At 62.3% G+C, this 23,935-nt stretch carries 16 protein-coding genes; 10 read left to right on the forward strand and 6 right to left on the reverse strand.

Annotation, left to right across the window (positions count from 1 at the left end; all coding sequences use genetic code 11):
* Nucleotides 1-5: 5 nt before the first annotated feature.
* Nucleotides 6-593: a YdcF family protein gene (locus ACR9Y2_RS19905; RefSeq protein WP_435043365.1), complete on the reverse strand. Its 588-nt coding sequence runs from the start codon at nt 591-593 to the stop codon at nt 6-8.
* A 23-nt stretch (nt 594-616) separates the two neighbouring features.
* Here ACR9Y2_RS19905 and ACR9Y2_RS19910 point away from each other — a divergent pair, with 23 nt between their 5' ends.
* Both ACR9Y2_RS19910 and ACR9Y2_RS19915 read left to right on the forward strand, forming a co-directional pair.
* On the forward strand, nt 617-1,408 hold the full coding sequence (locus ACR9Y2_RS19910) for a TrmH family RNA methyltransferase (protein ID WP_435043366.1): 792 nt from the start codon (nt 617-619) through the stop codon (nt 1,406-1,408).
* On the forward strand, nt 1,405-2,727 hold the full coding sequence (locus ACR9Y2_RS19915; RefSeq protein ID WP_435043367.1) for a replication-associated recombination protein A: 1,323 nt from the start codon (nt 1,405-1,407) through the stop codon (nt 2,725-2,727). The genes ACR9Y2_RS19910 and ACR9Y2_RS19915 overlap by 4 nt, the downstream gene beginning before the upstream one ends.
* Here the strand turns inward: ACR9Y2_RS19915 and ACR9Y2_RS19920 are convergent.
* Nucleotides 2,699-3,139 carry a RidA family protein gene (locus ACR9Y2_RS19920; protein WP_435043368.1) on the reverse strand — a complete coding sequence of 147 codons (441 nt, stop codon included), beginning with the start codon at nt 3,137-3,139 and terminating at the stop codon, nt 2,699-2,701. The two genes, ACR9Y2_RS19915 and ACR9Y2_RS19920, sit on opposite strands and share 29 nt — an antisense overlap.
* A 122-nt stretch (nt 3,140-3,261) precedes the next feature.
* On the opposite strand from ACR9Y2_RS19920, the gene ACR9Y2_RS19925 reads away from it, so the two are divergent.
* From ACR9Y2_RS19925 to ACR9Y2_RS19955, 7 genes are all read left to right on the forward strand, one after another.
* Nucleotides 3,262-3,630, forward strand: coding sequence for a PilZ domain-containing protein (locus ACR9Y2_RS19925; RefSeq protein WP_435043369.1), 369 nt, complete (start codon nt 3,262-3,264; stop codon nt 3,628-3,630).
* Between the two features lie 370 nt (nt 3,631-4,000).
* Nucleotides 4,001-7,618, forward strand: coding sequence for a carboxypeptidase regulatory-like domain-containing protein (locus ACR9Y2_RS19930; protein ID WP_435043370.1), 3,618 nt, complete (start codon nt 4,001-4,003; stop codon nt 7,616-7,618).
* Between the two features lie 156 nt (nt 7,619-7,774).
* Nucleotides 7,775-9,181 carry a uroporphyrinogen decarboxylase family protein gene (locus ACR9Y2_RS19935; RefSeq protein ID WP_435043371.1) on the forward strand — a complete coding sequence of 469 codons (1,407 nt, stop codon included), beginning with the start codon at nt 7,775-7,777 and terminating at the stop codon, nt 9,179-9,181.
* 100 nt (nt 9,182-9,281) lie between these two features.
* Entirely contained in the window at nt 9,282-10,130 is an 849-nt protein-coding gene (locus ACR9Y2_RS19940; protein ID WP_435043372.1) for a PEP-CTERM sorting domain-containing protein, read from the forward strand.
* 88 nt (nt 10,131-10,218) lie between these two features.
* A complete protein-coding gene (gene acnA / locus ACR9Y2_RS19945) occupies nt 10,219-12,843 on the forward strand; it encodes an aconitate hydratase AcnA (RefSeq protein WP_435043373.1) in 2,625 nt (874 codons plus the stop codon).
* Between the two features lie 191 nt (nt 12,844-13,034).
* On the forward strand, nt 13,035-15,740 hold the full coding sequence (locus ACR9Y2_RS19950) for an ADOP family duplicated permease (RefSeq protein WP_435043374.1): 2,706 nt from the start codon (nt 13,035-13,037) through the stop codon (nt 15,738-15,740).
* Between the two features lie 62 nt (nt 15,741-15,802).
* Nucleotides 15,803-16,540, forward strand: coding sequence for a hypothetical protein (locus ACR9Y2_RS19955; protein ID WP_435043375.1), 738 nt, complete (start codon nt 15,803-15,805; stop codon nt 16,538-16,540).
* A gap of 9 nt (nt 16,541-16,549) precedes the next feature.
* On the opposite strand, the gene ACR9Y2_RS19960 is transcribed toward ACR9Y2_RS19955, so the two are convergent.
* From ACR9Y2_RS19960 to ACR9Y2_RS19970, 3 genes are all read right to left on the reverse strand, one after another.
* Complete coding sequence (locus ACR9Y2_RS19960; RefSeq protein ID WP_435043376.1) at nt 16,550-16,981, reverse strand: DUF2752 domain-containing protein; 432 nt, start codon at nt 16,979-16,981, stop codon at nt 16,550-16,552.
* Nucleotides 16,981-17,622 (reverse strand): RDD family protein, encoded by a 642-nt coding sequence (locus tag ACR9Y2_RS19965; RefSeq protein ID WP_435043377.1) that lies wholly within the window; start codon nt 17,620-17,622, stop codon nt 16,981-16,983. Before ACR9Y2_RS19965 ends, ACR9Y2_RS19960 begins: the two co-directional genes overlap by 1 nt.
* Before the next feature lie 66 nt (nt 17,623-17,688).
* On the reverse strand, nt 17,689-18,486 hold the full coding sequence (locus tag ACR9Y2_RS19970; protein WP_435043378.1) for an SDR family NAD(P)-dependent oxidoreductase: 798 nt from the start codon (nt 18,484-18,486) through the stop codon (nt 17,689-17,691).
* 26 nt (nt 18,487-18,512) lie between these two features.
* On the opposite strand from ACR9Y2_RS19970, the gene ACR9Y2_RS19975 reads away from it, so the two are divergent.
* Nucleotides 18,513-20,213, forward strand: a complete 1,701-nt coding sequence (locus ACR9Y2_RS19975; RefSeq protein ID WP_435043379.1) for a hypothetical protein — start codon at nt 18,513-18,515, stop codon at nt 20,211-20,213.
* Between the two features lie 39 nt (nt 20,214-20,252).
* On the opposite strand, the gene ACR9Y2_RS19980 is transcribed toward ACR9Y2_RS19975, so the two are convergent.
* Nucleotides 20,253-23,750, reverse strand: coding sequence for a TonB-dependent receptor domain-containing protein (locus tag ACR9Y2_RS19980; RefSeq protein ID WP_435043380.1), 3,498 nt, complete (start codon nt 23,748-23,750; stop codon nt 20,253-20,255).
* Between the last annotated feature and the right edge of the window lie 185 nt (nt 23,751-23,935).

Genomic DNA, 23,935 nt, shown 5'->3' on the forward strand with positions numbered 1-23,935 from the left:
CGGACCTAGATATTGATGCCCATGCGCCACAGCAGGTAGCCGACAGCCTGGCGCACGTAGAGCCACTGTTCCTTCCAGGTGCCCTGCTGGCGATAGGGGCGGGGGGAACCGTACACCTTCATGCCCTCGTGCTGGAGGATCCGTTTAGCGCGAAAGATGTGGTAGCCGTCGCTGACGACAATGGCCGAGACCAGATTCATGCGGCGCATGATCTCGCTGACGGCCAGCAGGCTGCGCACAGTGGAGTCGCCTTCGCCTTCTACAACGATGGCCTCGGAGGCGATGCCGCGCCGCACGAGGTAGTCGCGGCCCACCTGGCCTTCGGTGAACTGCTGATCGCCGCCGGCTCCACCGGTGGTGAGGATCAGGTTCGAATGGCCTTTCTGGTAGAGGTCGAAGGCGTGGTCGAGGCGGGCTTTCAAGACAGGGGAGGGGCGGCCGTTGTACTCAGCGGCGCCAAGGACGACGATGATATCGGCCTTTTGCGAGTCATCGATGACGGACTGCCCCTCGATCTCCTTGGCCAGGATGACGAGATAGGTCGCCAGGGGTAGACCGACCACGAGAATTGCGATGGCAATGAGCCGCCTCATCGTACGATATTGATTCTAGCGTCATGTCCCGTGCCGAAGTTATCACGAGTGCCCGCAATCCTCTGTTGAAGGAGGTGCGTCGCGCGCTCTCCCGGGGATCGCTAACCGCTGATGGGCTGTGTGTTGCCGAGACATTCCACCTGCTGGAGGAGGCGCTGCGATCGGGGCTGGAGACGCCGGTGGTGGTGGCTTCCGACAGCGTGCGCGGGGTCGTGGAACGGCATGTGGGGCGGCTGAACGGTGTGCGGCTGATCACTGTTCCCGACGCGGTGTTCCAGGAAGTTTCGGCCACCGAGACGGCACAGGGCGTTTTGGCGCTGGTGCGTCCTCCCCAGTGGACGATGGAGCATGTGCTGCGCGGGCATTCCCTGGTGGTCGTCCTGGATGGAGTGCAGGATCCGGGCAACGCGGGGGCGATTGTACGCGCGGCGGAGGCTTTTGGCGCGACTGGGTTGCTGCTGCTGAAGGGGACCGTGAGTCCCTGGAATGCGAAGACGCTGCGCGCGAGTGCGGGGTCGATGTTCCGGGTTCCCTTTCTGGAAGGAGTGGCGCCCGACCTGGCCCGCAAAGCGCTGTCGCAGCACAAGATGGAAGTGTTCGTAGCGGTGCCGCGCGCCACGTTGAGCCTGAAGGATGCGGCGTTGGACGGCCGTTGCGCGCTGGTGATCGGCAGCGAAGGCCGGGGTGTGAGCAAGGAGATGGAAGGAGCGGGTCTAAGCCTGCACATTCCAACTACGGGCGTAGAGAGCCTGAATGCGGCGATGGCGGCCGGGATCCTGTTGTATGAAGCCTGGCGGCAGAGGACGGTGCAGTGAGCCTCTTCGACGCCGCTCCGGGCCTGCAGGATAGCGCTCCGAGGCCGCTGGCGGAGCGAATGCGGCCCGAGACGCTGGACGGCTATGTCGGGCAGGAGCACATCCTGGGGCCGGGCAAACCACTGCGTGTGCAGATCGAGAAAGACCGATTGACCTCGATTATCCTGTGGGGTCCGCCGGGGGTGGGGAAGACGACCCTGGCGAGCCTGGTGGCGCGGCAGACCAAATGCGCCTTCATCCCGTTCAGCGCCGTGCTGAGTGGAATCAAGGAGATCAAAGGCGTGATGGTGGAGGCGGAGCGCAACCGCCGGCAGGGGCTGCGCACGGTGCTGTTCGTCGACGAGATCCACCGCTTCAACAAGGCGCAGCAGGATGCGTTCCTGCCGTATGTCGAGCGCGGCGACATCATATTGATTGGGGCGACGACGGAGAACCCATCCTTTGAGGTGATCTCGGCCCTGCTTTCGCGGTCAAAAGTGTATGCGTTGCGGGCGCTGACTTTAGAGGAGTTAGTACTACTACTGCGGCGGGCGCTGCCGGTGGTGGGGATTGAGGCCGAAGACGACCTGTTGGAGCAGATCGCGGCCTATGCCGGCGGCGATGCGCGGACGGCTTACAACATCCTGGAGATCGCGGCCGCGGCGAGCGACAGCGGGCGGTTGGAGCGGCAGGCGGTGGAGGATGCCGTGGAGCGCAAGATGCTGCTCTACGACAAGGGCGGGGAAGAGCACTTCAACCTGGTTTCCGCGCTGCACAAGAGCGTACGGTCGTCTGATCCGGATGCGGCGTTGTACTGGCTGGCGCGGATGCTGGAGGCGGGCGAAGACCGGATGTACCTGGCTCGGCGTCTGGTGCGGATGGCGGTGGAAGATGTGGGGCTGGCTGACCCGCGCGCAGCAGAGCAGGCCATCGCGTGCATGCAAACCGTTCATTTCCTGGGCGTTCCTGAAGGAGACCAGGCGCTGGCGCAGATCGCGATTTACCTGGCTGTGGCACCCAAATCCGATGCCGGTTATCGTGCCCTGAACTCCGCGCGCGAGTTTGTGCGGAATAATCCGGCATTCCCGGTGCCGATGCACCTGCGCAATGCGCCGACCCGGGCGATGAAGGAGTGGGGCTACGCCAAGGGGTATGAGCACGCGCACGCCAACTCGACCGGGTTGACCGGGATGGATTGCCTTCCGGACGGCATGGAAGGCATTAAATTCTATGAACCTACGGCTCGTGGAACCGAGGCGCGCATTAAAGATCGCTTAGAAGAGATCAGAAAATGGGTCGCGGAGCAGCGTTCTAGCGAGCCGGACGCTTCCAAGCCGTAAGGGTGATCTCAATTCGAGCGGTACCAACCAACTTGGCCACCCCAACTGTAGTACGGGCTGGGCGGGGCTCAGGGAAGTACTTCGTGTAGACCGAGTTCATCCGTGCAAAGAGTTCCATGTCGGTGAGATAGACTTGGGCGGAGACAACGTCTTCGATGGAGTAGCCGCCCTTCTTGAGGATTTCGTTGGCTGCGTCGAGCGCCGCTTTGACCTCATCTTCAAAGTTTTCAGGGATTTTGCCGTCTTTGGTGCGGCCCACCTGACCAGAGCAGTAGAGGGTGTCACCGGCTCGGATACCGGGAGAAAATGGCCCTGAGGCGGAGGCGCCGTCCGGTACTACGGCGACCTTGTCGGCGGCCGAAAGGACCAGGGACCCGCAGAGGGCTAGTACACACACAATGAGGGAACGCATACGGAAGATGATACCCAACTGTCACAGGGAGTGATGGTACCGGCGTACCCCCCTCAATTAAAACCAACACCCCATTGATGTTAGGTAGCCGTTCGAGCAAATATGCAGTGTGGGCTTTAGCCATGAACTTTATCGGATCAGAACCAATCATCCCCGGTAAGAGGGGCAAGACGGATCGCAGGGCGTCGGACCGCTTTCCGATTGAACGCGAGCTTAGATTTAAGCTCATCAGTAAACGGCTTGGCGATGAAGCAGGTGCGGGTGTCACTGTGAATCTAAGTAGCGGCGGTGTGCTCTTCCAGACGGAGAAGCCGCTGATTCCAGGAAAGCGACTGGAGATGGCAATCAGTTGGCCCGCGCAACTAGACAACAAGTGCGCCCTGAAATTGGTGGCGCGCGGCCGGATCGTCCGATGCGAGAAAGGCATGGCGGCCGTCGAGATCCAGCAATATGAGTTTCGGACCGTTGGGGTCCACGGACTGGCAATCTGACCTTCGATTGATCCTCCTCTTTACTCTCTCCCAGGCCCCGGGTTCGTTCCGGGGCCATTTGTTTGCACCCCCGCCCGTCGCCCGCCTCCAGATAGCCTCGATCCAAGAATCTGATTGACAGTCAGGGTGATTCATTGTTACAACCATGTCCTATAGGTCGCCTGAGGGCGTGAGGATCAAGTCCCGTCGTAACAGCGACTCTCCGTCGAGCAGCTCATTGGTCCCTGGTCTAAATTACTAAATCTAAATGTTTGAGTGGCCCACCGGCCTGGCAGCGGCCTCCGCCGGACGTTGGGGGCGTTTCTTTCGCTTCCAAATAGGTTGGAGATGTATCTAACCGGTCATTGATGTTTGTTACAGGGGAGTTTAAATGAAGAAATTGCTTCTAGGTCTAGCCGGGCTGCTGGCCCTGCAACTGACGATGTGGGGGCAGGCGGCGACACAGGTCTCCGGGGTAATTACCGATTCCTCCGGAGCAGTGGTGCCCAATGCTGTAGCCGATCTGGAGAACCTGGACACGAGCTCAAAGCGCAGCACGACTGCTGATGCTTCCGGCAGCTACGCGTTCCTGCAGGTTGTGCCTGGCAAGTATCGTCTCAGTGTCAAAGCCAACGGCTTCCGGACAGCGACGGTAAACGGCATGCAGTTGCTGGTGAACAACCCGGCGACTGTGAATGTGAAGCTCGAGGTCGGGCAGATTACGGAGACGGTGGCCGTGGTGGCCGAGACCGAGAATCTGAACACAATCGATGCTTCCATCGGCAATGCCATCGCCAACAAGCCGATTGTCCAGTTGCCGCTGAACGCGCGCAACATCGTAGGGTTGCTCGCGCTGCAGCCGGGTGTGGTCTTCACGAGTGAAGGCGACACGGATTCGCGCAACGGCGCGGTGAACGGCGGCAAGAGCGACCAGGCGAACGTGACGTTGGACGGCATCGATGTGAACGACCAGATGGACCGCAAAGCGTTCACCTCCGTTCTGCGTATGACGCCCGACTCGGTGCAGGAATTCCGGGTGACGACCCTGAACGCGAATGCGGACAGCGGCCGGTCTTCCGGGGCCCAGGTGGTGCTGGTGACCAAGAGCGGCACGAACGAGTTGCACGGCGGCATGTACGAATACCACCGCAACACGATCACGACGGCTAACGGCTTCTTCAACAACAAGTCGGGTGTCGAGCGGCCGAAACTGATCCGCAACATCTTTGGCGCTTCGCTGGGTGGACCGATCAAGAAGAACCGTATGTTCCTGTTCGGCAACTGGGAAGGCCGCAAGGATGCGAAGGATGGCACGGCGCTGCGCACGATTCCCTCGATGGACATGCGGCAGGGCATCCTGCATTACACGCGCGCGGATGGCAGCGTAGCTACAGTAACTCCGGCGGACATCACCGCAAAGTTGGATCCCCGCGGTGTCAATCAGAACGTCCTCACATTGCTGAAAACCTACCCTGTGCCGAACGACACGACGGTGGGCGACGGTTTGAACTTTGTCGGCTACCGCTTCAAGGCGGCGACACCGCTGCGGTACAACACCTACATCGCGAAGTACGACTGGATTCTGGATTCGCAGAACAAGCACACGTTCTTCATCCGCGGGAACCTGCAGAATGACAACGAGCAGGGCATGCCGCAGTTTGCCGGGCAGCCGGCCAACAGCGTCAACCTGGTGAACAACAAGGGCTTTGGCATCGGCCTGACCAGCGTCTTCCGGCCGACGTTCATCAGCAATTTCCGTTATGGGTTGACCCGGCAGGGCAACGAGTCCACCGGCATCGCGAACTTCTCAGCGGTGACGCTACGCGGCATGGATTCCAATGTGGGCCTGACCCGCGGGTTCGTTTCGATCATTCCGGTCCACACGATGAGTGAGGACCTGAACTATGTGAAGGGCTCGCACAACATCCAGTTTGGTGCGATCGCCCGCTTCAATCAGAACAGGCGCAACAACCTGGCCAACTCATTCTCGGGCGCGGTCGCGAATGCGTCTTGGCTGGACAGCAGCGGCGCGGGCCTGACGGCGCCGTTCCCGGACCTGCCCAGCAGCCAATACACTCTCTTCCGTTACGCAATGACCGACGTGATGGGCCTGGTGACACAGGGCAACGCGCAGTACAACTACAAGGTGGATGGCTCTGTGCTGGCGGAAGGCACACCGGTGCTCCGCAACTTCAAGAACCAGGAGTACGAGCTCTACCTGCAGGATACGTGGAAGGTCAGCCGTGCGCTGACGGTGACGGCTGGCATCCGCTATTCCCTGATGCCTCCCATTTATGAGGCCGATGGACAGCAGGTATCTCCAAATATCCCGATCGGCGACTGGTTCAACAAGCGCGGCGGCCTGGCCCAGCAGGGGTTGTCGCAGATGGGCGCCGGTACGATTTCGTTCATTCCGAAGTCGGCGGGCGGCCGGGATCTGTATCCCTTCCACAAAGACAACTGGGCACCGCGCATTTCGCTGGCCTACTCGCCCCAGGGCGACAGCGGCCTGAGCAAGTTCTTCTTCGGCGGGCCTGGAAAGACCTCGATCCGCGCCGGGTGGGGCATGTACTACGATCTGTTCGGCAGCAGCCTGATGCGTTCTTATGACGCGACGGCGTTCGGCCTGTCGAATGCGCTGACGAATCCGGCTGCGACGCAGACGATTCAGACCGCGCCGCGGTTCACCTCCATCAGCCAGATTCCGGCAGGCCTGCTGCCGGCTGCTCCGGCTGCGACCTTCCCGGCCACCTATCCGAACCTGTTCGCCATCACGAACGGTTTGGACGACACCCTGAAGGCGCCCTACAACATGAACCTGAACCTGAGCATCGGCCGTGAACTGAGCCGCGGCTGGTTTGTCCAGGGTTCCTACGTGGGCCGTCTCTCCCGCCGTTCGCTGGTGCGCCGCGACGCGGCGATGCCGACGGACCTGAAGGACCCCAAGTCCGGCCAGACCTACTTCCAGGCCGGCTCAATCCTGGCCCAACAGGTATTGAACGACGTGCCGACCTCCAGCGTCCAGAAGGTTCCCTTCTGGGAGAACATGTTCAGCAAGATCGCCACGCCTACGCTGTCGGCCACGCAGGTTGCCTACAACCGGTTCGCGGCCAACGCGTATGACTGGACCTACGCCCTGTACCAACTTGATACGGGCGCGGGCCAGGGCGGCTGCGATTCGCGCAACCGCTGCTCCGACCAGGGGCCGTACACGTTCTACAGCCCGCAGTTCTCCTATCTGTCGGTGTTCAGTTCCGTCGGTGGCGGCAGCTATCACGGCGCTCAGTTGAACGTGCGCAAGCGCTTCAACAATGGCGACGTGATCGACGTGAACTACACGTTCTCGAAATCGATCGACCTCCGTTCGAACACCGAGCGCGCGGGCAGTTCGACGGGCGTGCTCTGGAATCCCTGGCAGCCCGGCCTGATGAAGGGTGTTTCGGACTACGACAATACCCACCTGTTCAACATGTTGGCGGTTTACAACCTGCCGGTGGGCCGTGGCAAGAAGTTCTCCACGGACATCCCCCGCTGGGCTGACGCCGTCATTGGCGGCTGGCAGATTTCGGGTGTGTGGCGCTGGTCCAGTGGTTTCCCGATCAGCGTGTTTGAAACCGGCGTGTGGCCCACCAACTGGAACAACAACAACTGGGCGCGTTGGACCGGGGCTCCGGTGAAGACGCAGCATGGCGAGAACATGTTTGCCGATCCAGAAAAAGCCATGGCGGCGTTTGACTACGAATTGCCGGGCGGCATCGGAACCCGCAATGGGTTGCGCGGCGACGGTATCTTCAACATCGACCTGAACCTCTCCAAGCGGTTCATCATGCCGTTCAACGAAAAGCACTCCCTGCAGTTCCGCTGGGAGACGTTCAACCTGACAAACACCACCAAGTTCGATGTGAACAGCGCTTCGCTGGACATTTCGGTGGGTGGCACGTTTGGCGCCTACAGCGCGCAGCTCACCCAGCCGCGCGTCATGCAGTTTGGCCTGCGCTACGAGTTCTAGGCGCGATTCCAGACTGGGCGTGAAAGCTACGGCCGGTGCTCCTCCCAACGGAGGGGCGCCGGCCTTTCGCTTTTTAGGGGGGCGGAGGGAGCCAGGAGGCTGTTACCACAGATAAACAGGTTTGCAGGCCTCAAAATCTGATAATTTGTTGCCAGTATGTCCCAAGACCTGTCGGAACTGTATGCTCAACGGCTGCACCGCTATGTGACTGCGATGCGGAATGGGAAGCCCGACCGGGTGCCGCTGCGCCCGTTCGCGGCGGAGTTCACGGCGACCTACGCCGGCTTCACCGACCAGCAGGTGACCCACGACTATAACCAGGCGTTCGAAGCCGTAATCCGCACTTGCGCCGGCTTTGACTGGGACGCGGCTGTGCCGAACATGGTCTATGTCTGGACAGGACTCACGCAGGCGGCAAATCTGCGCTACTACGCGACCCCTGGCATCGATGTCGGCCCCGACATCGCGTTCCAGTACAGGGAACCGGAGCAGGACAACGCGTGGATGCTGCGCGAGGAGTATGACGAACTGATCGACGATCCGGTGGGCTTCCTCTACCGGACGTGGCTACCGCGAGTCTCCGCCGATTTCGCGCTGGGGCCATACCGCCAGAGCCTGGCGCTGGTGAAGAGCACCTGGGCGATGGCGAACTACTTCAACGCCTTCGGGCCGCAAGTGGAGAGGATGCGCATTGAAACGGGCACGCCCTCCGCGATCTGCGGGATGTTGAAGGCGCCGCTGGACGTCCTGGCGGACAAGTTCCGCGGGTATCTGGGCCTGGCCTTCGACCTGATGGAGGTTCCGGATAAGGTGGAGGCGGCCTGCCGCGCGCTGATGCCGCACCTGGCTCAGATCGCGCTGGGCAGCCTGGATCCGGCGCGCCTGGCGCCCATCCCCATCTGGATGCATCGCGGTTGTGTGCCGTTCATTTCGCGCGAGCATTTCAGTACGATTTACTGGCCCACGCTCAAACCGATTGTCGAGGCGATCTGGGCGCGCGGCAACCAGACACTGTTCTACGCGGAAGGGAAGTGGGATGCCCACCTGGACGCGTTCGCCGAACTGCCGGCGGGCAGCATCATTTTCCACCTGGACCGCAGCGACTTCCGGTTGGCGCAGGAGAAGTTGGGCAGCCGATTCTGCCTGAGCGGCGGGGTGCCCAACAGCCTGCTTGCTTTCGGCACACCGCAGAAAGTGAAAGAGCATTGCCGGACCCTGATCGACACCTGCGCGGGGGACGGCGGATTCATCATGGACGCCAGCGCGATCATGCAGAACGATGCCACGGTGGAGAACGTGCAGGCGATGACCGAGTTCACGCGGGAGTACGGCCGGTACTCACAGAGCGCCTGTAGCGCCACGCCGCCAGCGCCCCCGGAGAACCGTCCGCCGGCACCGGTATGGCCGCAGGGACGCATTCCGGCCGGCGCTTGCCTTCCGTGGGCGAGCAAGCTCGGCGAATTGCCCGCCATCAGCGGCGACCCGGAATTGTGCCGCAAAATATGGGAAGACGTGGACTCTTTGGCATATCTTTACATCTGGCATCTGGTGCTTAGCTTCTAAATTTTTCCTGAATCGTAAAAATTCGTCCACAGGTGGCTTCCCCAATGGACATCTGGCCGGAAGGGTGGCAAACTACCTGCATAGTTCCTTGGAGGAGGAAATGCCATTCGTCCGTCTGTGTGCGATCTGGGTCATTCTCACGTCTCTACCAGCCTTTAGTACTCCTCTGTACCAGGTGTACACTGGGCCCGTGTCTGCCATGGTCTCGGCAGAAGCGTTCCCTGGAGTCTCTGAAGCCAAGGGGACGATGCAGGTCAACAGTATCCCGGCCGGCTCGACCGTCAAGGCCGCTTACCTCTATACCAACGATTGGTTCACGACCGCCCCGCTGAAGGCTAATTTTGGATCCAAGGATTTGGGCGACGCAGCCCCGTCCAGTACCGACGGTCAGTTCAGCACCTACCGTTGGGATGTCACCGGTGCGATCAATGGGAACGGTAGTTACAATTTCGATCTCACTGGCGGTACGCAGATCTATTCCGTCGCGTTGGCGATCGTTTACTCGACGCCCGGCCAACCTGACCGGACGATCACGCTGACAGATTTTTCTACCGAGGTCTCGGCGCCCGGCGGATATGGCGCCACGGCCGGAACGCCTGAGATGAACCTGCATCTCAATAGTCCCTATGGCGGCGAGGGTACGCTGTGGTTGCTGACGAGCGCCGACGATCCGCAGTCCAGCGGCGAGGGAATCTACTTCAACGCCGCGCAGGTAGGCGGACCCATCGACGGGAATCTGGGGCTGGTCAGCAGCCTTTTCCGGTTGCCCGTCCAAGTCCAGGCGGGTGACAACCGGATGTCGCTCACTTCCGGTGGTGACTGGTTTGGCTGGTCGCTGGCCATACTGGATGCTCCCGGCGCGTCCACCGCTGTGCCGGAACCGGCCAGCTTTGGTTTGGCTCTCAGCGGCCTGGTGGCCCTGTTTGTTTATCGCCGCCGCCGTTCCTGATTTTTTGTCCGCTCCCGCCTAAGCACCCATGTCCGGGGCGCCGCCGAACCTCCACAAGGCGCTCCGGGCAGGTAAACTGGAGATATCCATGAACAGCGTGAATTCCTTCGGCAGCGCTGCGGCCCTTCGTGTGGGCGGCCGCGACTATCAGATTCATCGGCTTGCGGCCTTGGGCGCCGCTGGTTACGACCTGAAACGGATCCCCTACAGCATCAAAGTCCTGCTTGAGAACCTGCTGCGCCAGGAGGATGGCGTGGTGGTCAGGAAGAGTGACATCGAGTATGTCGCCAAATGGGATCCCACAGGCCGTGCCGAAGAGATCCAATTCATGCCCGCGCGTGTGATTCTGCAGGACTTCACCGGCGTACCCTGTGTGGTCGACCTGGCCGCCATGCGCGACGCGCTGGCGAAGATGGGCGCAGACCCGCAGAAGGCGAATCCGCTGATTCCGGTCGATCTGGTCATCGACCACTCCGTGCAGGTGGACGAGTTCGGCAATGCGAAGGCGTTCGACCAGAATGTGCTGCTGGAATACCAGCGCAACTCCGAACGGTACTCGCTACTCCGCTGGGCGCAGAAGGCGTTCTCGAATTTTCGCGCCGTGCCGCCCGGCACCGGCATTGTGCACCAGGTGAACCTGGAGTATCTCGCGCCAGTGGTCTTCACGAAGTCGGAAGACGGCGCGACCTTCGCCTACCCCGACACGGTGGTCGGGACTGACTCGCACACCACCATGATCAACGGCCTGGGTGTGGTGGGTTGGGGTGTGGGCGGGATTGAGGCTGAGGCCTGCATGCTGGGCCAACCGGTGTCGATGCTCTTACCCCAAGTTGTTGGCTTCAAGCTCCACGGCCGGCTGCGGGAGGGCGTCACCGCGACCGACCTCGTGCTGACCGTGGTCCAGATGCTGCGCAAGAAGGGCGTCGTGGGCAAGTTCGTTGAATTCTTCGGACCGGGCGTGCTGGCACTGCCTCTGGCCGATCGCGCCACCATCGCCAACATGGGGCCCGAGTATGGCGCCACCATCGGCGTCTTCCCTGTGGATGCGCAGACGCTCTCCTACCTGCGCATGTCCAATCGCCCGAAGGATCTCATCGAGCTGGTGGAAGCCTACTACACCGAGCAGGGCATGTTCCTCACGGCGAATTCACCGGACCCGGTGTTCACCGACACGCTGGAGCTCGACCTGGCCAGCGTCGTACCCTCCATGGCCGGTCCCAAGCGCCCGCAGGACCGTCTCACGCTGCCGCAGGTGAAGGATAATTTCCTGGGCACGCTGACTGAACCCAAACGCGAGAACCCCGTGGTGAGCGACGGCGCGGTGGTCATCGCGGCCATCACGAGCTGCACCAATACCTCAAACCCATCCGTCATGCTGGGCGCCGGTCTCGTTGCCAAGAAGGCTGTGGAGAAGGGGCTGGAAGTGAAGCCCTGGGTCAAAACGTCGCTGGCGCCTGGATCCAAGGTGGTGACCGACTACCTGAAGGAAGCCGGCCTGATGCCCTATCTGGAAGCCTTGAAGTTCCACCTGGTGGGCTACGGCTGCACCACCTGCATCGGCAACTCGGGCCCGCTGCCGGAAGCCGTTGCCAAGGAAGTGGCCGATCACAAGCTGGTGGTCGCCAGCGTGCTCTCCGGCAACCGCAACTTTGAGGGCCGCGTGAATCCGCAAGTGCGCGCCAATTACCTGGCTTCGCCGCCGCTGGTGGTCGCCTATGCCCTGGCCGGCCGTGTCGACATCGACCTGACGACCGATCCGCTGGGCACGGGCAAGGATGGCCAGCCGGTCTATCTCGCCGACATCTGGCCCACCACGCAGGAAGTGCTGGACGCGGTGAACTCCAGCGTGAAACCTGAGATGTTCGAGGCTCAGTACGGCAAGGTGTTCGAGGGCGACACGATGTGGCAATCGGTGAAGACGCCGGAGGGCGCCACCTTCGCCTGGGATCCCGCTTCGACCTATGTGAAGCATCCGCCATATTTTGAAACGATGCGCGATCCGTCGGCTCCGCTGGAGGATCTGGCCGGGATGCGCGTGCTGGCCATGCTGGCCGATTCGATCACCACCGACCACATCTCGCCCGCCGGCAATATCGCCAAGGACAGCCCGGCGGCCCGCTTCCTGATGGAGCGCGGGGTCAAGCCTGTGGACTTCAACAGCTACGGCTCGCGCCGCGGCAACGACGATGTGATGGTGCGCGGCACGCTTGCCAACATTCGCCTGAAGAATGAATTGGTCCCCGGAGTGGAGGGCGGCTACACCACGTTCCAGCAGGGCGGCGAGAAGGTGTCGATCTTCGATGCCAGCGCCAACTATCTGGCCGAAGGCACGCCGCTAATGATCATCGCTGGTAAGGAATACGGTTCCGGATCCTCGCGCGACTGGGCGGCCAAGGGCGTGGCCCTGTTGGGCGTGAAGGCTGTTATCGCCGAGAGCTTCGAACGCATCCATCGCTCGAACCTGGTCGGCATGGGTGTCCTGCCGCTGGAGTTCCTCAACGGCGAAACACGCCAGTCGCTGGGCCTCACCGGCTTCGAGACCTACGCAGTAACCGGTGTCTCCGAGGCGATCGAATCGGGCTCCAAGATCGCGACCGTCACGGCCGATGGCAAGACCTTCCAGGCGAAGGTGCGCATCGACACGCCTCGCGAAGTGGACTACTTCCGCAGCGGCGGCATCCTGCCCTACGTCCTGCGGCAGCTCGCCAAGTAGCCTCCGGTCGAAACTGGAACGCGGCGTTGGATCCCAGTGATCCGGCGCCGCGTTTTCCTTTGTGGCGCGCGTGCTTGTGTAACATGTGACCCCTGGATGGACGCGGAGTATTGACTGCCTCCGCCTGCTGCCATAGTCTAGCTATGGAAGTCGTCTTCCAAGCCACATCGCCGCCTGAGAGGGATGCCTGCATGAACTGGGTGCTTGAGCTGTTGCGTCGTCTGCGTTTTCGATTCCAGCGTTCGCGCTTCGACCAGGACCTGGCGGAGGAGATGCGGCTGCACCAGGATCTGCGGGCGGCGGAGCTGCAGTCCGGCGGGGCGGCTCCAGTGGAGGCGCAGTTGGCGGCCCGCAGAAAGTTCGGCAACGAGGCGCGAATCGGTGAAGACAGCCGGGAAGCCTGGAGCTGGATCTTCCTGGATCGCCTGCAGCAGGATATACGCTACGGCCTGCGCGCATTGGCGGCGAATCCGGGTTTTACGCTGACGGCGGTATTGTCGCTGGCATTGGGTATTGGCGCGAATACGGCGATCTTCAGCATCATCAATGCGGTGATGCTACGCACGTTGCCGGTGGCGGATCCTCAGGCGCTGGTCCAGCTCAAACTGGGTGGCGGTGGGGATGACGAATTGAACACTCCGCTGTGGGAGCAGATCCGTGACCATCAGCAGTCGTTCTCGGGTGTGCTGGCCTACGCCTCTGAGCGGCTTTCGCTGGGCGCCTCCTCGGACGGCCGCTTCGCCCAGGGGCTCTGGGTCAGCGGCGATTTCTTCCGTGTGCTGGGTGTGCCGGCCATGCAGGGGCGCGCCTTCACGATAGACGACGACCGTTGGGGCGGCGGCTCGCAGGGTCCGGTCGCCGTTATCAGCTACCGCTTTGCGCGTTCTCATTTCGCCGAGGGCGAACAAGTGGTGGGGCAGACGATCCAACTCAATCGCAAACCGTTCGTGATCGTGGGGGTGACGCCGCCGTGGTTCACCGGCCTCGATCTGGAGCAGTCCTATGATGTGGCCATTCCCATCGGCTGCCAGCCCGTCCTGCGGGCCGGCGCAACCACGGAGGACGAGATTCACCACTGGTGGCTGCGCATCGTGGGGCGCATTCCGGAAGGCCGCACCATCCAGCAGGCGGATGAGCGCCTGCAAGCGATCACACCCGACATTTTGAAAGCCACCACGCCGCCGGAACAGAGTGCCCGCGACCAGGCAGAGTATCGCAAGACCAACTTTGCGCTGCGCCCCGCGGCGTTGGGCTTCTCCGCCACGCGGACGCAGTACCGAACCGCCCTCTACGTCCTGATGGGCACCGTGGGGCTGGTTCTGTTGATCGCCTGCGCCAACATTGCGAATCTGCTGCTGGCCCGGGCGGCGGCCCGGCAGCGGGAACTCTCAGTGCGCATCGCCATTGGAGCCAGCCGTGTGCGCATCATCCGGCAACTGATGACGGAAAGCCTGCTGCTGGCGCTGGCCGGTGCGGGCGGTGGGTTCCTGCTATCCCTCTGGGGCAGCCGCGCGCTGGTGCGCATGCTCTCCACCTCCGCACGGGTGGTGGATCTGGACACTTCGCCCGACCTGCGGCTGCTGGCGTTCACCATTGCCGTGGCTGGCCTCACTGCCGTGATCTTTGGCCTGGCGCCGGCGATTCGAGGCACACGCCTGGGCGTCCATTCGGCGCTGAAGGAGCAGGACCGCGGCACGTTGCGCGGTACACATCGATTGGGCCTCGGCCGGGCGCTGGTCGCCGGGCAGGTGGCGCTCTCCCTGGTCCTGCTGGCCGGCGCTGGAATGTTCGCGATGTCCCTGCGGAACCTGCTCACCTTGGATGCCGGCTTCACCCGGCGCAATGTCCTGCTGGTTGGCCTGGACCTGCAGGAAGCAGTGCCCCAGGCCCGCCGCGCGGCCGTCTATCAGGAAATACTCCACCGCGTCGAGTCCATACCCGGTGTCGCCTCGGCCGCCAGTTCTGTCCTGCAGCCCATCGGTAGCGCGGGTTGGGCGCAAGGTGTCGAGCCGGAGGGTTACACGCCCAGGTCGCGCCGCGACAGCCAGCTGTTCCTCAACCGGATTTCGCCGGAATTCTTCCGGACGTTCGGCACGGCGCTGGTGTCCGGGCGCGCGTTCAGCGACCGCGATACGCTCTCATCGCCGCTCGTCATGGTCATCAACGAATCGGCCGCCCTGCGGTTCTTCGGTTCCTCCAACGCCGTGGGCAGGACGATCAGGATGAGCAAGCCCGGCAGCCGCACGGAGAAGGATAGCTACGAAGTGGTGGGCGTCGTCCAGGATACGAAGTACAACCGCCTGGATGAGGCTCCGCGCCGCATCGGCTACCTGGCCTTCTGGCAGGAGCCGGAACCTGGGTCGTCGATTCGCCTGGCGGTGCGTTCGGACGTTTCGATGGAGGCACTCGCGCCCGCCGTGCGGGACCGAATCCTGGGCGTGCAGCGGGACGCGGCCCTGGAATTCAGCAGTTTCGAGGCGCGTGTCAATGATTCGCTGCTGCAACCCCGGCTGGTGGCGGTGCTCTCCTCGATCTTCGGGGGCCTGGCGCTGCTGCTGGCCGTCGTCGGACTCTACGGTGTCACGGCCTACTCTGTCGCCCGCCGGCGCGGCGAGATCGGAATCCGCATTGCCCTGGGTGCGCAGCGCGGGTCAGTGGTCTGGCTGATGCTGCGTGACGTTGGCGCCTTGCTGCTGTGCGGGCTCGTCATTGGTATTGCGATCTCACTCGGCGCCGGGAAACTCATCGGAACGCTGCTCTACGGTCTCAAGCCCGGCGATTCGCGCGTCCTCGGCGGGGCGGCCCTGCTGCTCTGCGCCGTCACGGCCCTGGCGGCTTACGTTCCTGCGCGGCGTGCCGCCCGCATCGATCCCATGGTCGCTTTGCGGGAAGAGTAGAAACCCGCGGGGTAGAATGGGACTGCAATCTCCAAACTGAGGAAGTAGCTGGTTCCGTATTCATGAGAGCAATTCTGGCCGCGGGCAGCCTGGCGGCGATCGCCGCGGCGATGATCTATACGGCGAATCCGGGCGCCGCGCTGCGCCGCGAACCGGGCGCTTTTTATGCCAGGATTCTCGAGCAGAGGGCTGGCGCATCGCGGTCCAGCATCTGGGCCCGGCGCGGCGACGGCTGGCTGGCTCATACCACCTCAAAGGAGAGCCGCGAACTCATCAGCGGTTCCGGGACGGTGATCATTGTGAGCGATCAGGTAAAAGCGCGATCGACCTTTGATCGTGTAGCGCGCGGCCTGTCGCCTTTCGCTACCCCGGAATCGAACTGCATGCAGAAACCGGGTGGGCAACCTGCCTCGGGCCAGCTGGCTGGCGAGACACGCATCCTGGGGCAGCGTGTGCTGATGCTGCAGGAACTGCGAGGTCCGCGCGTGCGCTGGACGGACTGGGCTGCGCCCGAACTCGGTTGTCTCGTGTTGCAGTCGACGGGCGAAATCCGCAAGTCACCCGATCAGCCGTGGCAGCTCGCCCTGTTGCTCAAGACCGAAGAGGTCCAGGCCGGCACTTATCCGGATTGGCTGTTTGCCCTGCCTGCCGACTACCGCGAAATGAGTCCGGGGCAGGTGGTCTCCATGATTACGAAAGGCCAGGGCGGCAGCTCAGAGGCCTTGCGCAGTGTGGATTCTTCCTACTATGCGAATCCGGCGCGGCTCAACGATGGTGTCCAGCCCGCGGAAGTCAGGTAGCTGGCCGGCTCACGCCAGCCGCCACAACCAGCCGCCGAGCCAGAAGACGCACGCCACCGCGGCATAGGCGGCGCCGCCCACGCGCAGGGCCCGTTCCACAGTGCCGCGGCCATTCGGCGCCAGCCCCAGCCAGAGTAGGGACAGCCCGAACAGCAGCATGCCCAGCACCAGCCACGGCCCCAGGGGATTCAGCGGGAAGGCCTGGCCCCACTGGCCGCATACAGAGAGAATGACCGACCGCGTGAGCCCACAGCCCGGGCAGGGATGGCCGGTATGCACGCGGAAGGCGCAGGCCAGGCCCGGATCCCGTCCAAACACCGTTACCCAATCGGCGCCCGCGCGGCAGAACAGGCGCAGCACCGCTACATGCAGCAGCAGCACTGCGCCTGTCACCAGGGGAGCCATCCGGAAGCGGGTGGTCGTGGGCGCCGCGGCAATCATTACTGATTCATCACCACGAAGCTTCCCACTGCCTTGTCGTGCAGCGTCTGCTTGGCCGGATCCCACAGCGGCCACAGCAGGTCCACCAGGCCGAGCAGCGGAATGAAGCCTAAGCCAACCTGCGCCAGCAGCCGGATGCCCGCTGTCTGCTGGGAGAGCAGTTGCCCGTTGGCATCCACTACCTTCACCTTCACGATGCCTTGGCCGATGGAGTAGCCGCGCTGGCTGACCAGGATCACGCGGTTATAGACGCCGACGATCAGGAACGAGACCGGGAAGATGCTGAGGGTGCAGCAGCAGCCAAGTCCGCCGAGGCCCGACATGCCATCAGAACCAACCATCCGCCCGAGTCCAAGGCTCGTCCCGAAGATGATGCCGGCTACTGCGTAGAGCGCGAAGACGACAACCATCACCATAATGCTGTCGATGATGTAGCCGATGACGCGGGTGGCCCAGGGCGCGCACTCCATTCCTGGCGGGGCCGTCACCGCCGTCACGGGTGAGTTGAATCCGCCTCCGAAAGGTGGAGGCGGCGGAGGCGCCCCCTGCGGTTGTTGCTGTCCGGCGCCCATCGGGCGGCCGCAGTTCGTACAAAACGGTTGACCGTCCGGCACATTGGTGCCGCAGTTGGAACAATACATCGCGCCTCCCACAAGCCTATGAGGTTAAGGAGGAATCATGGCACAGCGCGTATATGAGGTCAAACCTCAGCGGGAAACCTCGCGTTTGTGGGGGCTCGCCTTCTCCAGTTTGACGCGCCAGCGCCAGGGCAGCAGTTCTCCCAAGGCCGTGCCGAGCCGGTATTTCCAGTTGGGGATGACAAACAGCTTGCCCGATTCCAGGCCCTTCAGCGACTCCTCCACAACATAATCGGCGGGCATCCACAGCAGCTTCGGAATCGTCGCCTTGTCAATGCCAAGCGTGTCGTGGAACTCCGTGTAGGTGAACCCAGGGCACAAAGTCTGGATCTTCACGGCTGAACCTGCTGAGTCCACTTCCAGGCGCACACCTTCGGTGAAGTCGTTGATCCAGCCTTTGCTGGCGCAATAGTTCACATTGCCCGCGCTGCGCCAGAATCCGGCTACCGAGGCGACGTTGATAATGCCGCCATGATCGCGCTGCAGCATGCCGGGCAGGACGGCCTTGGTCAGCCGCATGGTGGCCAGGATGTGGACGTTCACCATGTCCACCTGGCGCTGGTAGTCGGTCTCGACAAAGCGGCCCTTGGTGCCGAAGCCGGCATTGTTGACCAGCAGTTCCACTGGCCGCTGTTCCAGGTGGACCGCCAGGCGCTCAGTGTCTGCCGCTGACGCGAGGTCGCACGGGAAACACTCAACGGATGTCTTTGCTGTGGCTTCCAGGCTGGTCCTGAGCTCTTCGAGCCTGGCCGCACGGCGGGCCACCAGCATCAGGCGGTAGCCCCGCTGCGCCAGTTTGCGGGCGAAGACCTCGCCCAAGCCGCTGGAGGCTCCGGTAATTACCGCCAACTTGTCCGAAAGTTGCATGGTTCCGCTTGCTATCATCTCACTTGATGGAAGCGCAGGCTCTGCATCTGCATACCTACTTCGTGTTCCCCTTTTCGGTGGACAAGGAAGCGGTCATGCAGGATCACCAACGCGTATGGGCCCGCCACGATTATTGGGTGGAAGGGCTCGACGACTGGATTGCCGACCACGGCCAATCCGCCGGCAGTCCCGTGCCCGGCCGCCTGGGTAAATGGCAGCGCGACGCGTTCAAACGCTTCGACATGGACTCGTTCGCGTACCAGGACATGGTCTTTTTCCATCCCTTCGTACGGCGCGTCTTTTTCGATACCGGCGACAGCTTTAGCGCCGAGTGCGGCGAGACGGAGAACATGGTGCACTGCTACACCATTCCTCTGCTGCACCTGGGGGAAACGGGCCGCCAGCTTGTGTTTGAAGCCGAAGATGCCCGCGGCCGCAAAGCTTCCCTACGCGTCTCGGACCTGCGGCTATTCATGTTCTCGAACGGTATCGGCATCCTCACCCTGGGCGTCGAAGCCACACACCTGCCGGTCGCCGACGCGCTCTGGATCAACGAGATGATGCGCAAGGTCTATCCTTCCAGCGGCCGCCAGCTGCGGGAAGGCAGGACGCCCTCGCGGCTCACCCTCAAACTGGAGGGCGGGGGCGAGACCCAGGTCATCGTCGAGGAGACTTTCAGCAAGTGCGTGATGAAGGGTTACCTGCCGCCACTGTCGCGCACCATCACGGAACTGCTCTACTTCCTCAACTACTCGAAGCAGGAATTCGAGCCGCTGCTGGACGAACGGATGATCGTCTACTCGTATCTTTCGGTAGATGCCAGTTCCGTTCCGCCTGAGTTCCACATGAGTGAGGATTATGAAATCCTCATGTCGAGGCTGCTGTTCGTCGACCGCTGGGGCGATGACTACCGCTATGACGCCGACTTCACGCGTGAGGCCCTGCGCAAGCAGGTCTACCGCCGCTGGGCCCACCAGGGGACTCTTTACGGCTTCACCAGCTTTTCCAATGTGACGATGGTGATGGGCCGTTTCGATTGCGACGAGCACCAGTTGAAAGAGGGCTTCCTGGTCCATCGCATGTTCATGTCTCGCTATTACCTGACGGCCCTCGTGGCCCTCTTCTACCGCGCGACCCTGCTCGACTTCAGCGAGCGCACAGCACTTGTTTCCAGGGCTCTGGGCCGCCGCTTCGGCACCACCAAAGTGACCGACGAGGACACGCGCAACGTGGCCAAGCTGATGGCGGAGTTCCAACTCTTCTCCAACTACTGGCACTTCAGCGAACTGGCCAACAAGGACGAAGAGATCGAGCACTTCCAGATGCAGTGCGACGCGTTCCGGCTGGGACCGATGAAATCGGAGGTCGAGCAGGAGATCGAGAAACTCAACTACTCGCTCGATCGGATCTACCAGTTGCGCAATACCGAATCGATCAACCGCCTGGCCATGCTCAGCATGATCCTGGGCGGCGGCGCGATGGTCACCGGCTACTTCGGCATGAATTTCGGCCAGGAGTTCGAGCGGATCTTCTTCAATCCGCCCGGTGGCGGCTGGGTTCACATTTTGGCCATCATCCTGGTCACCCTTGTGACCGTCGGATCGGTCCTGTTTACGATCTTCCTGGTGATCAGCAACTGGCAGGACTACCGCAAGATTCTGCTGCCGCCGCGCATTACCAAAGTGGAAAGCCTGCGCCGCACCATCGGCCAGGACGACGAGGATTAGGCCCGGGCCGTCCGTGGAGCCGGCCCGGATTGCCTGCTGCTACCAGATCACGCGTAACGCCACTTGCACGTTGCGCGGCGAGTTCGCCTGGCTCGTAATCACCCCGAATCCGGCGCTGCCCACGGACGTGCTGGGCGAGTTGAACACCGGGTGGTTCGGCAGATTGTACGCCTCGCCCCGCAGTTGAACGCGGATCCCTTCCTTCACTACGAAGTTCTTCATCAACGAAACGTCGATATTGCTCTTGGCCGGACTGCGGATGTTGTCGGTGAGCCGGGCGACATCGCCAAACTCGAACGACATGGGCTGGCGGAAGGCCGCGGCGTTCAGATAGCCGGTTCCGCCCGATACTCCGCCCAGGCGGCTCTCGACGTCGCCGCTGGTCTGCGGATTCACCGTGGAGGAGGTGTAGCTGGGGCGCGATCCGGCAAACGAGGCCGCCCCGGCATTGGAGAAGTTCAACGGGAAGCCGCTGTTGAACGACATCACGGTGTTCATCTGCCAGCCGCCGGCCACAGCGTTCAGCCACCGGCTCATGTTGGTGCCGTATGCCTTGCCCCGGCCCACCGGCAGTTCGTAGTTCGCGCTCACCACCAGGCGGTGCGGAATGTCGGTCGCCAGCACCGATTTCTCGATCGCCCGGTTGAAGTCGTTCTGGAAGCCGGGCGTGCCGACATCCAGGAAGCCCGTGGTCAAATTATTCGCGATGCCCAGGTTCTTCGACCAGGTGTAGGACGACAGCAGAGAGAGTCCCTGGCTGAGGCTTTTCTGGACAGTCACTTGCAGCGAGTTGTAGCTGGAGGTCGCCTGCGCCAGGTAGTTCTGCCCGACGCTGGTGAATTGCGGGAAGGCCCGCAGCAAGGCGTTGCGCTGCACCGTCGCGGCGGCCAGGCTGCCGGTTTGGATGATCCCGAAGAACGGATTCTTGACGAGCTGGGTCAGGTAGGCGACCTGTGTCTGGTCGCCGGCTGCTCCGTAAGCTTGCAAGGGCAGGGAATTGGGGTTGAAGTTCAGCGGGAGTTTGACGCTCTCACTGGCTGCGTAGGCCACATTCGCCAGGATCTTCCACGGCAGCTCCTGCTGGATGCCGAAGTTCCATTGCTGGGTATAGGACATTGGGCTGTCGTAGAAGAGGCCGCTGACACCCGCCCCCACCAGCGTGAGCGCTCCGTTGGCTGAACCGGCCAGTGGGATGGTGCCCGACGGGAAGGGATTGCTGATGGTGCCTACCGGGGTGACCCCGTCGATGGAACTGACGAACGGCGTCGAGACCTGGAACCCGGGGTTGCCGCTGCCATAGCCGCGCTGCGATGTCGGCAGGAAGAAGATGCCGAACCCGCTGCGCAGCACGGTCTTTGGGGTGATCTGGTAGGCCAGGCCGATGCGCGGGGAGAAGTTATTCTTGTCGGTCTTCCAAAGGTTGCGAGGCTGGCCGCCCACGCCGCTGAACGCCACGCCACCCGTGAGCGGCAGGCCGGTCTGCTGGGCCAGCGGAGTGGAGAGACTCGGGTCGAACCAGGCCTGGCGGTTGTACCGCTCTGTGAACCCAGTCTCCAGTTCGTAGCGCACCCCAAGATTCAGCGTCAGCTTGCGGGTGATGTGCCAGTCATCCTGAACGTAGAATCCGTGATAATACTGCTGCCGCGCCCAGGTGTCGCTGTAGCCGATGGTGCCGCTGGAGGGCAGACCCAGCAGGAAGGTGGCATACGCGCCAAAGGTGGATTGGCCGGCCGGGACCGCGGCGCGCGGATTCGGGCCATTGGCGAAATTGGCCGCATAGGAGAAGTTGCCGGCGCCGCCGTCGAGCGTCAGTTCGTTATCGCGCAGCAGCCGGCCGTCCCAGCCGAATTTGACCGTGTGCGCACCGTGAATCCAGCTCAGGTTTGCGGACAAGGCATGGGTGTAGCGCGACCAGTTGCGAAGGCTGTCGAAACCGATACTGCGGAGTCCGGATACATTCAGCAGCGGGATCGCATGGACGGTTTGTTGTGCGGCGAACGATGAGGGGAACCCGATTTTCGTCACGTCCTCGCCCACTGAGTCAGGCAGGAACAGGTTGCGCTGAATGGCCAATCCGTACCGCAGGTCCATCACCAGCGCGGGACTCAGCACCTTCATGTAACTGAGAACGAACGTATTCGCATGGATTGCCTGCGACCAGCCGGAGATGCCGTTCTCCCAGTCGCCATTCTTGTAACTGTCGTCCGTAACGCTCCAGCGGGCAAACAGCCGGTTGGCCGGATTGAAGTTGTGATCGACACGCACCGTACCCTGGGCGTCGTCCGTCGCCAGCGACTGGACCCAGTTGAAGTTATTCACCGCGCCGGCAGCATTCTGGACGGGGAAGAAGGCGTTGTAGTTCTTGGTGATGGCGTTCTGGCGGTTGGCCGGGATCACGTTGTTCGGGAAGGGTGAACGAATGAATTGGCCGGCGTTGTTCGGATCGGCCTGGGTTGTGGCGGGGTCGTAGATGTTGGCGGTGCCTTCGCTGAAGTTGCCATTCCGCATCAGGTTGGTCGGCACGGTGGAATTCACATAGCCGTACTGGCGGACATTGGTGCCCTCATAGCCGCCGAAGAAGAACGTCTTGTCCTTGCCGGAGTAGAGCTTGGGGATCTCCACTGGACCGCCGACCGTGAAGCCGTACTGGTTGTAGCGCAACGGAGTGCGGTAGTCATCCCGCCCGGGGATCGGGACCTTGCCCGCGCGATTGGTGAACCAGTTGGCCGCGCTGAGCTGGTCGTTCCGCAGGAACTCGTACACGCCGCCGTGGAAGGCGTTGCTGCCCGAGCGGGTGACCAGATTGAGGATGCCTCCGCTGGTGCGCCCGAACTCCGCCGTGGAGGCATTGGTCTGGATCTTGAATTCCTGGGTCACCTCGACCGACGGGATGATGGCCGGCTGGCCCTGGCAACAGACGGTGATCGGCACCCCGTCGAGCAGCACTTCGTTGCTGCCGGCAATGCCGCCGTTCGCCATAAAGTTGTTGGCGCCCGCCATTTGGGCGGCCATGCGCGTGGCGTTCAGACCGACGCCGAACGAACCCAACGGCACTACGCCCGCGCTGAGCGCGGCCAGGGCGAAAGGATTGCGGCCGTTCAGCGGGAGCTCCTCCACCTGCCGGCTGCTGATGACCTGGCCCAGCGAGGAGGTTTCGCTTTCGATGAGTACGGACTTCTCGTTCACCGTCACGGTGGAGGAGACCTCACCGACTTCCAGTGCGGAATCGATGCGGATGGTCTGGTTCACCGCCAGATCGAACTGGGAAATGAACTTCTTGAAGCCTGCCTTCGACACCTCCATGCGATAAGAGCCCGGCTGCACCAGGGGAAAGACAAACAGCCCCTCTTCGTTGGTCTGGGTGGTCTGGCTGATCCCGGTCCGAACATTGGTTAACACGACCGATGTGTCCGGGATGAACGCCGCGGCGGTGTCGGTCACGCGGCCGTTCACGGTCCCTGTCGTCGTCTGCGCGACGGCGCACAGGCTGCATAACATGAGAATCGAAAGGAGGACTGGTCCTCTGGTGGCAAACATAGCCTTACTCCCACTCACTTGAGTATTGGGTTCGCGATTTGCCGCAATGCGTGCGGCGGCCCCTGGGCAGATGCTAAAGGTCAACATTCGGTAACGAGGAGCGAATCGAAGTAGCGTAACTGTCAATTCACTTGTGAAGTCCTGTATTTCTAATGCCTTGTGAGCGACCAGCCCCTATGTAATAA

Origin of the sequence: Paludibaculum fermentans, from assembly GCF_051172195.1 — a bacterium.
Taxonomy (GTDB): Bacteria; Acidobacteriota; Terriglobia; order Bryobacterales; family Bryobacteraceae; genus Paludibaculum; species Paludibaculum fermentans_A.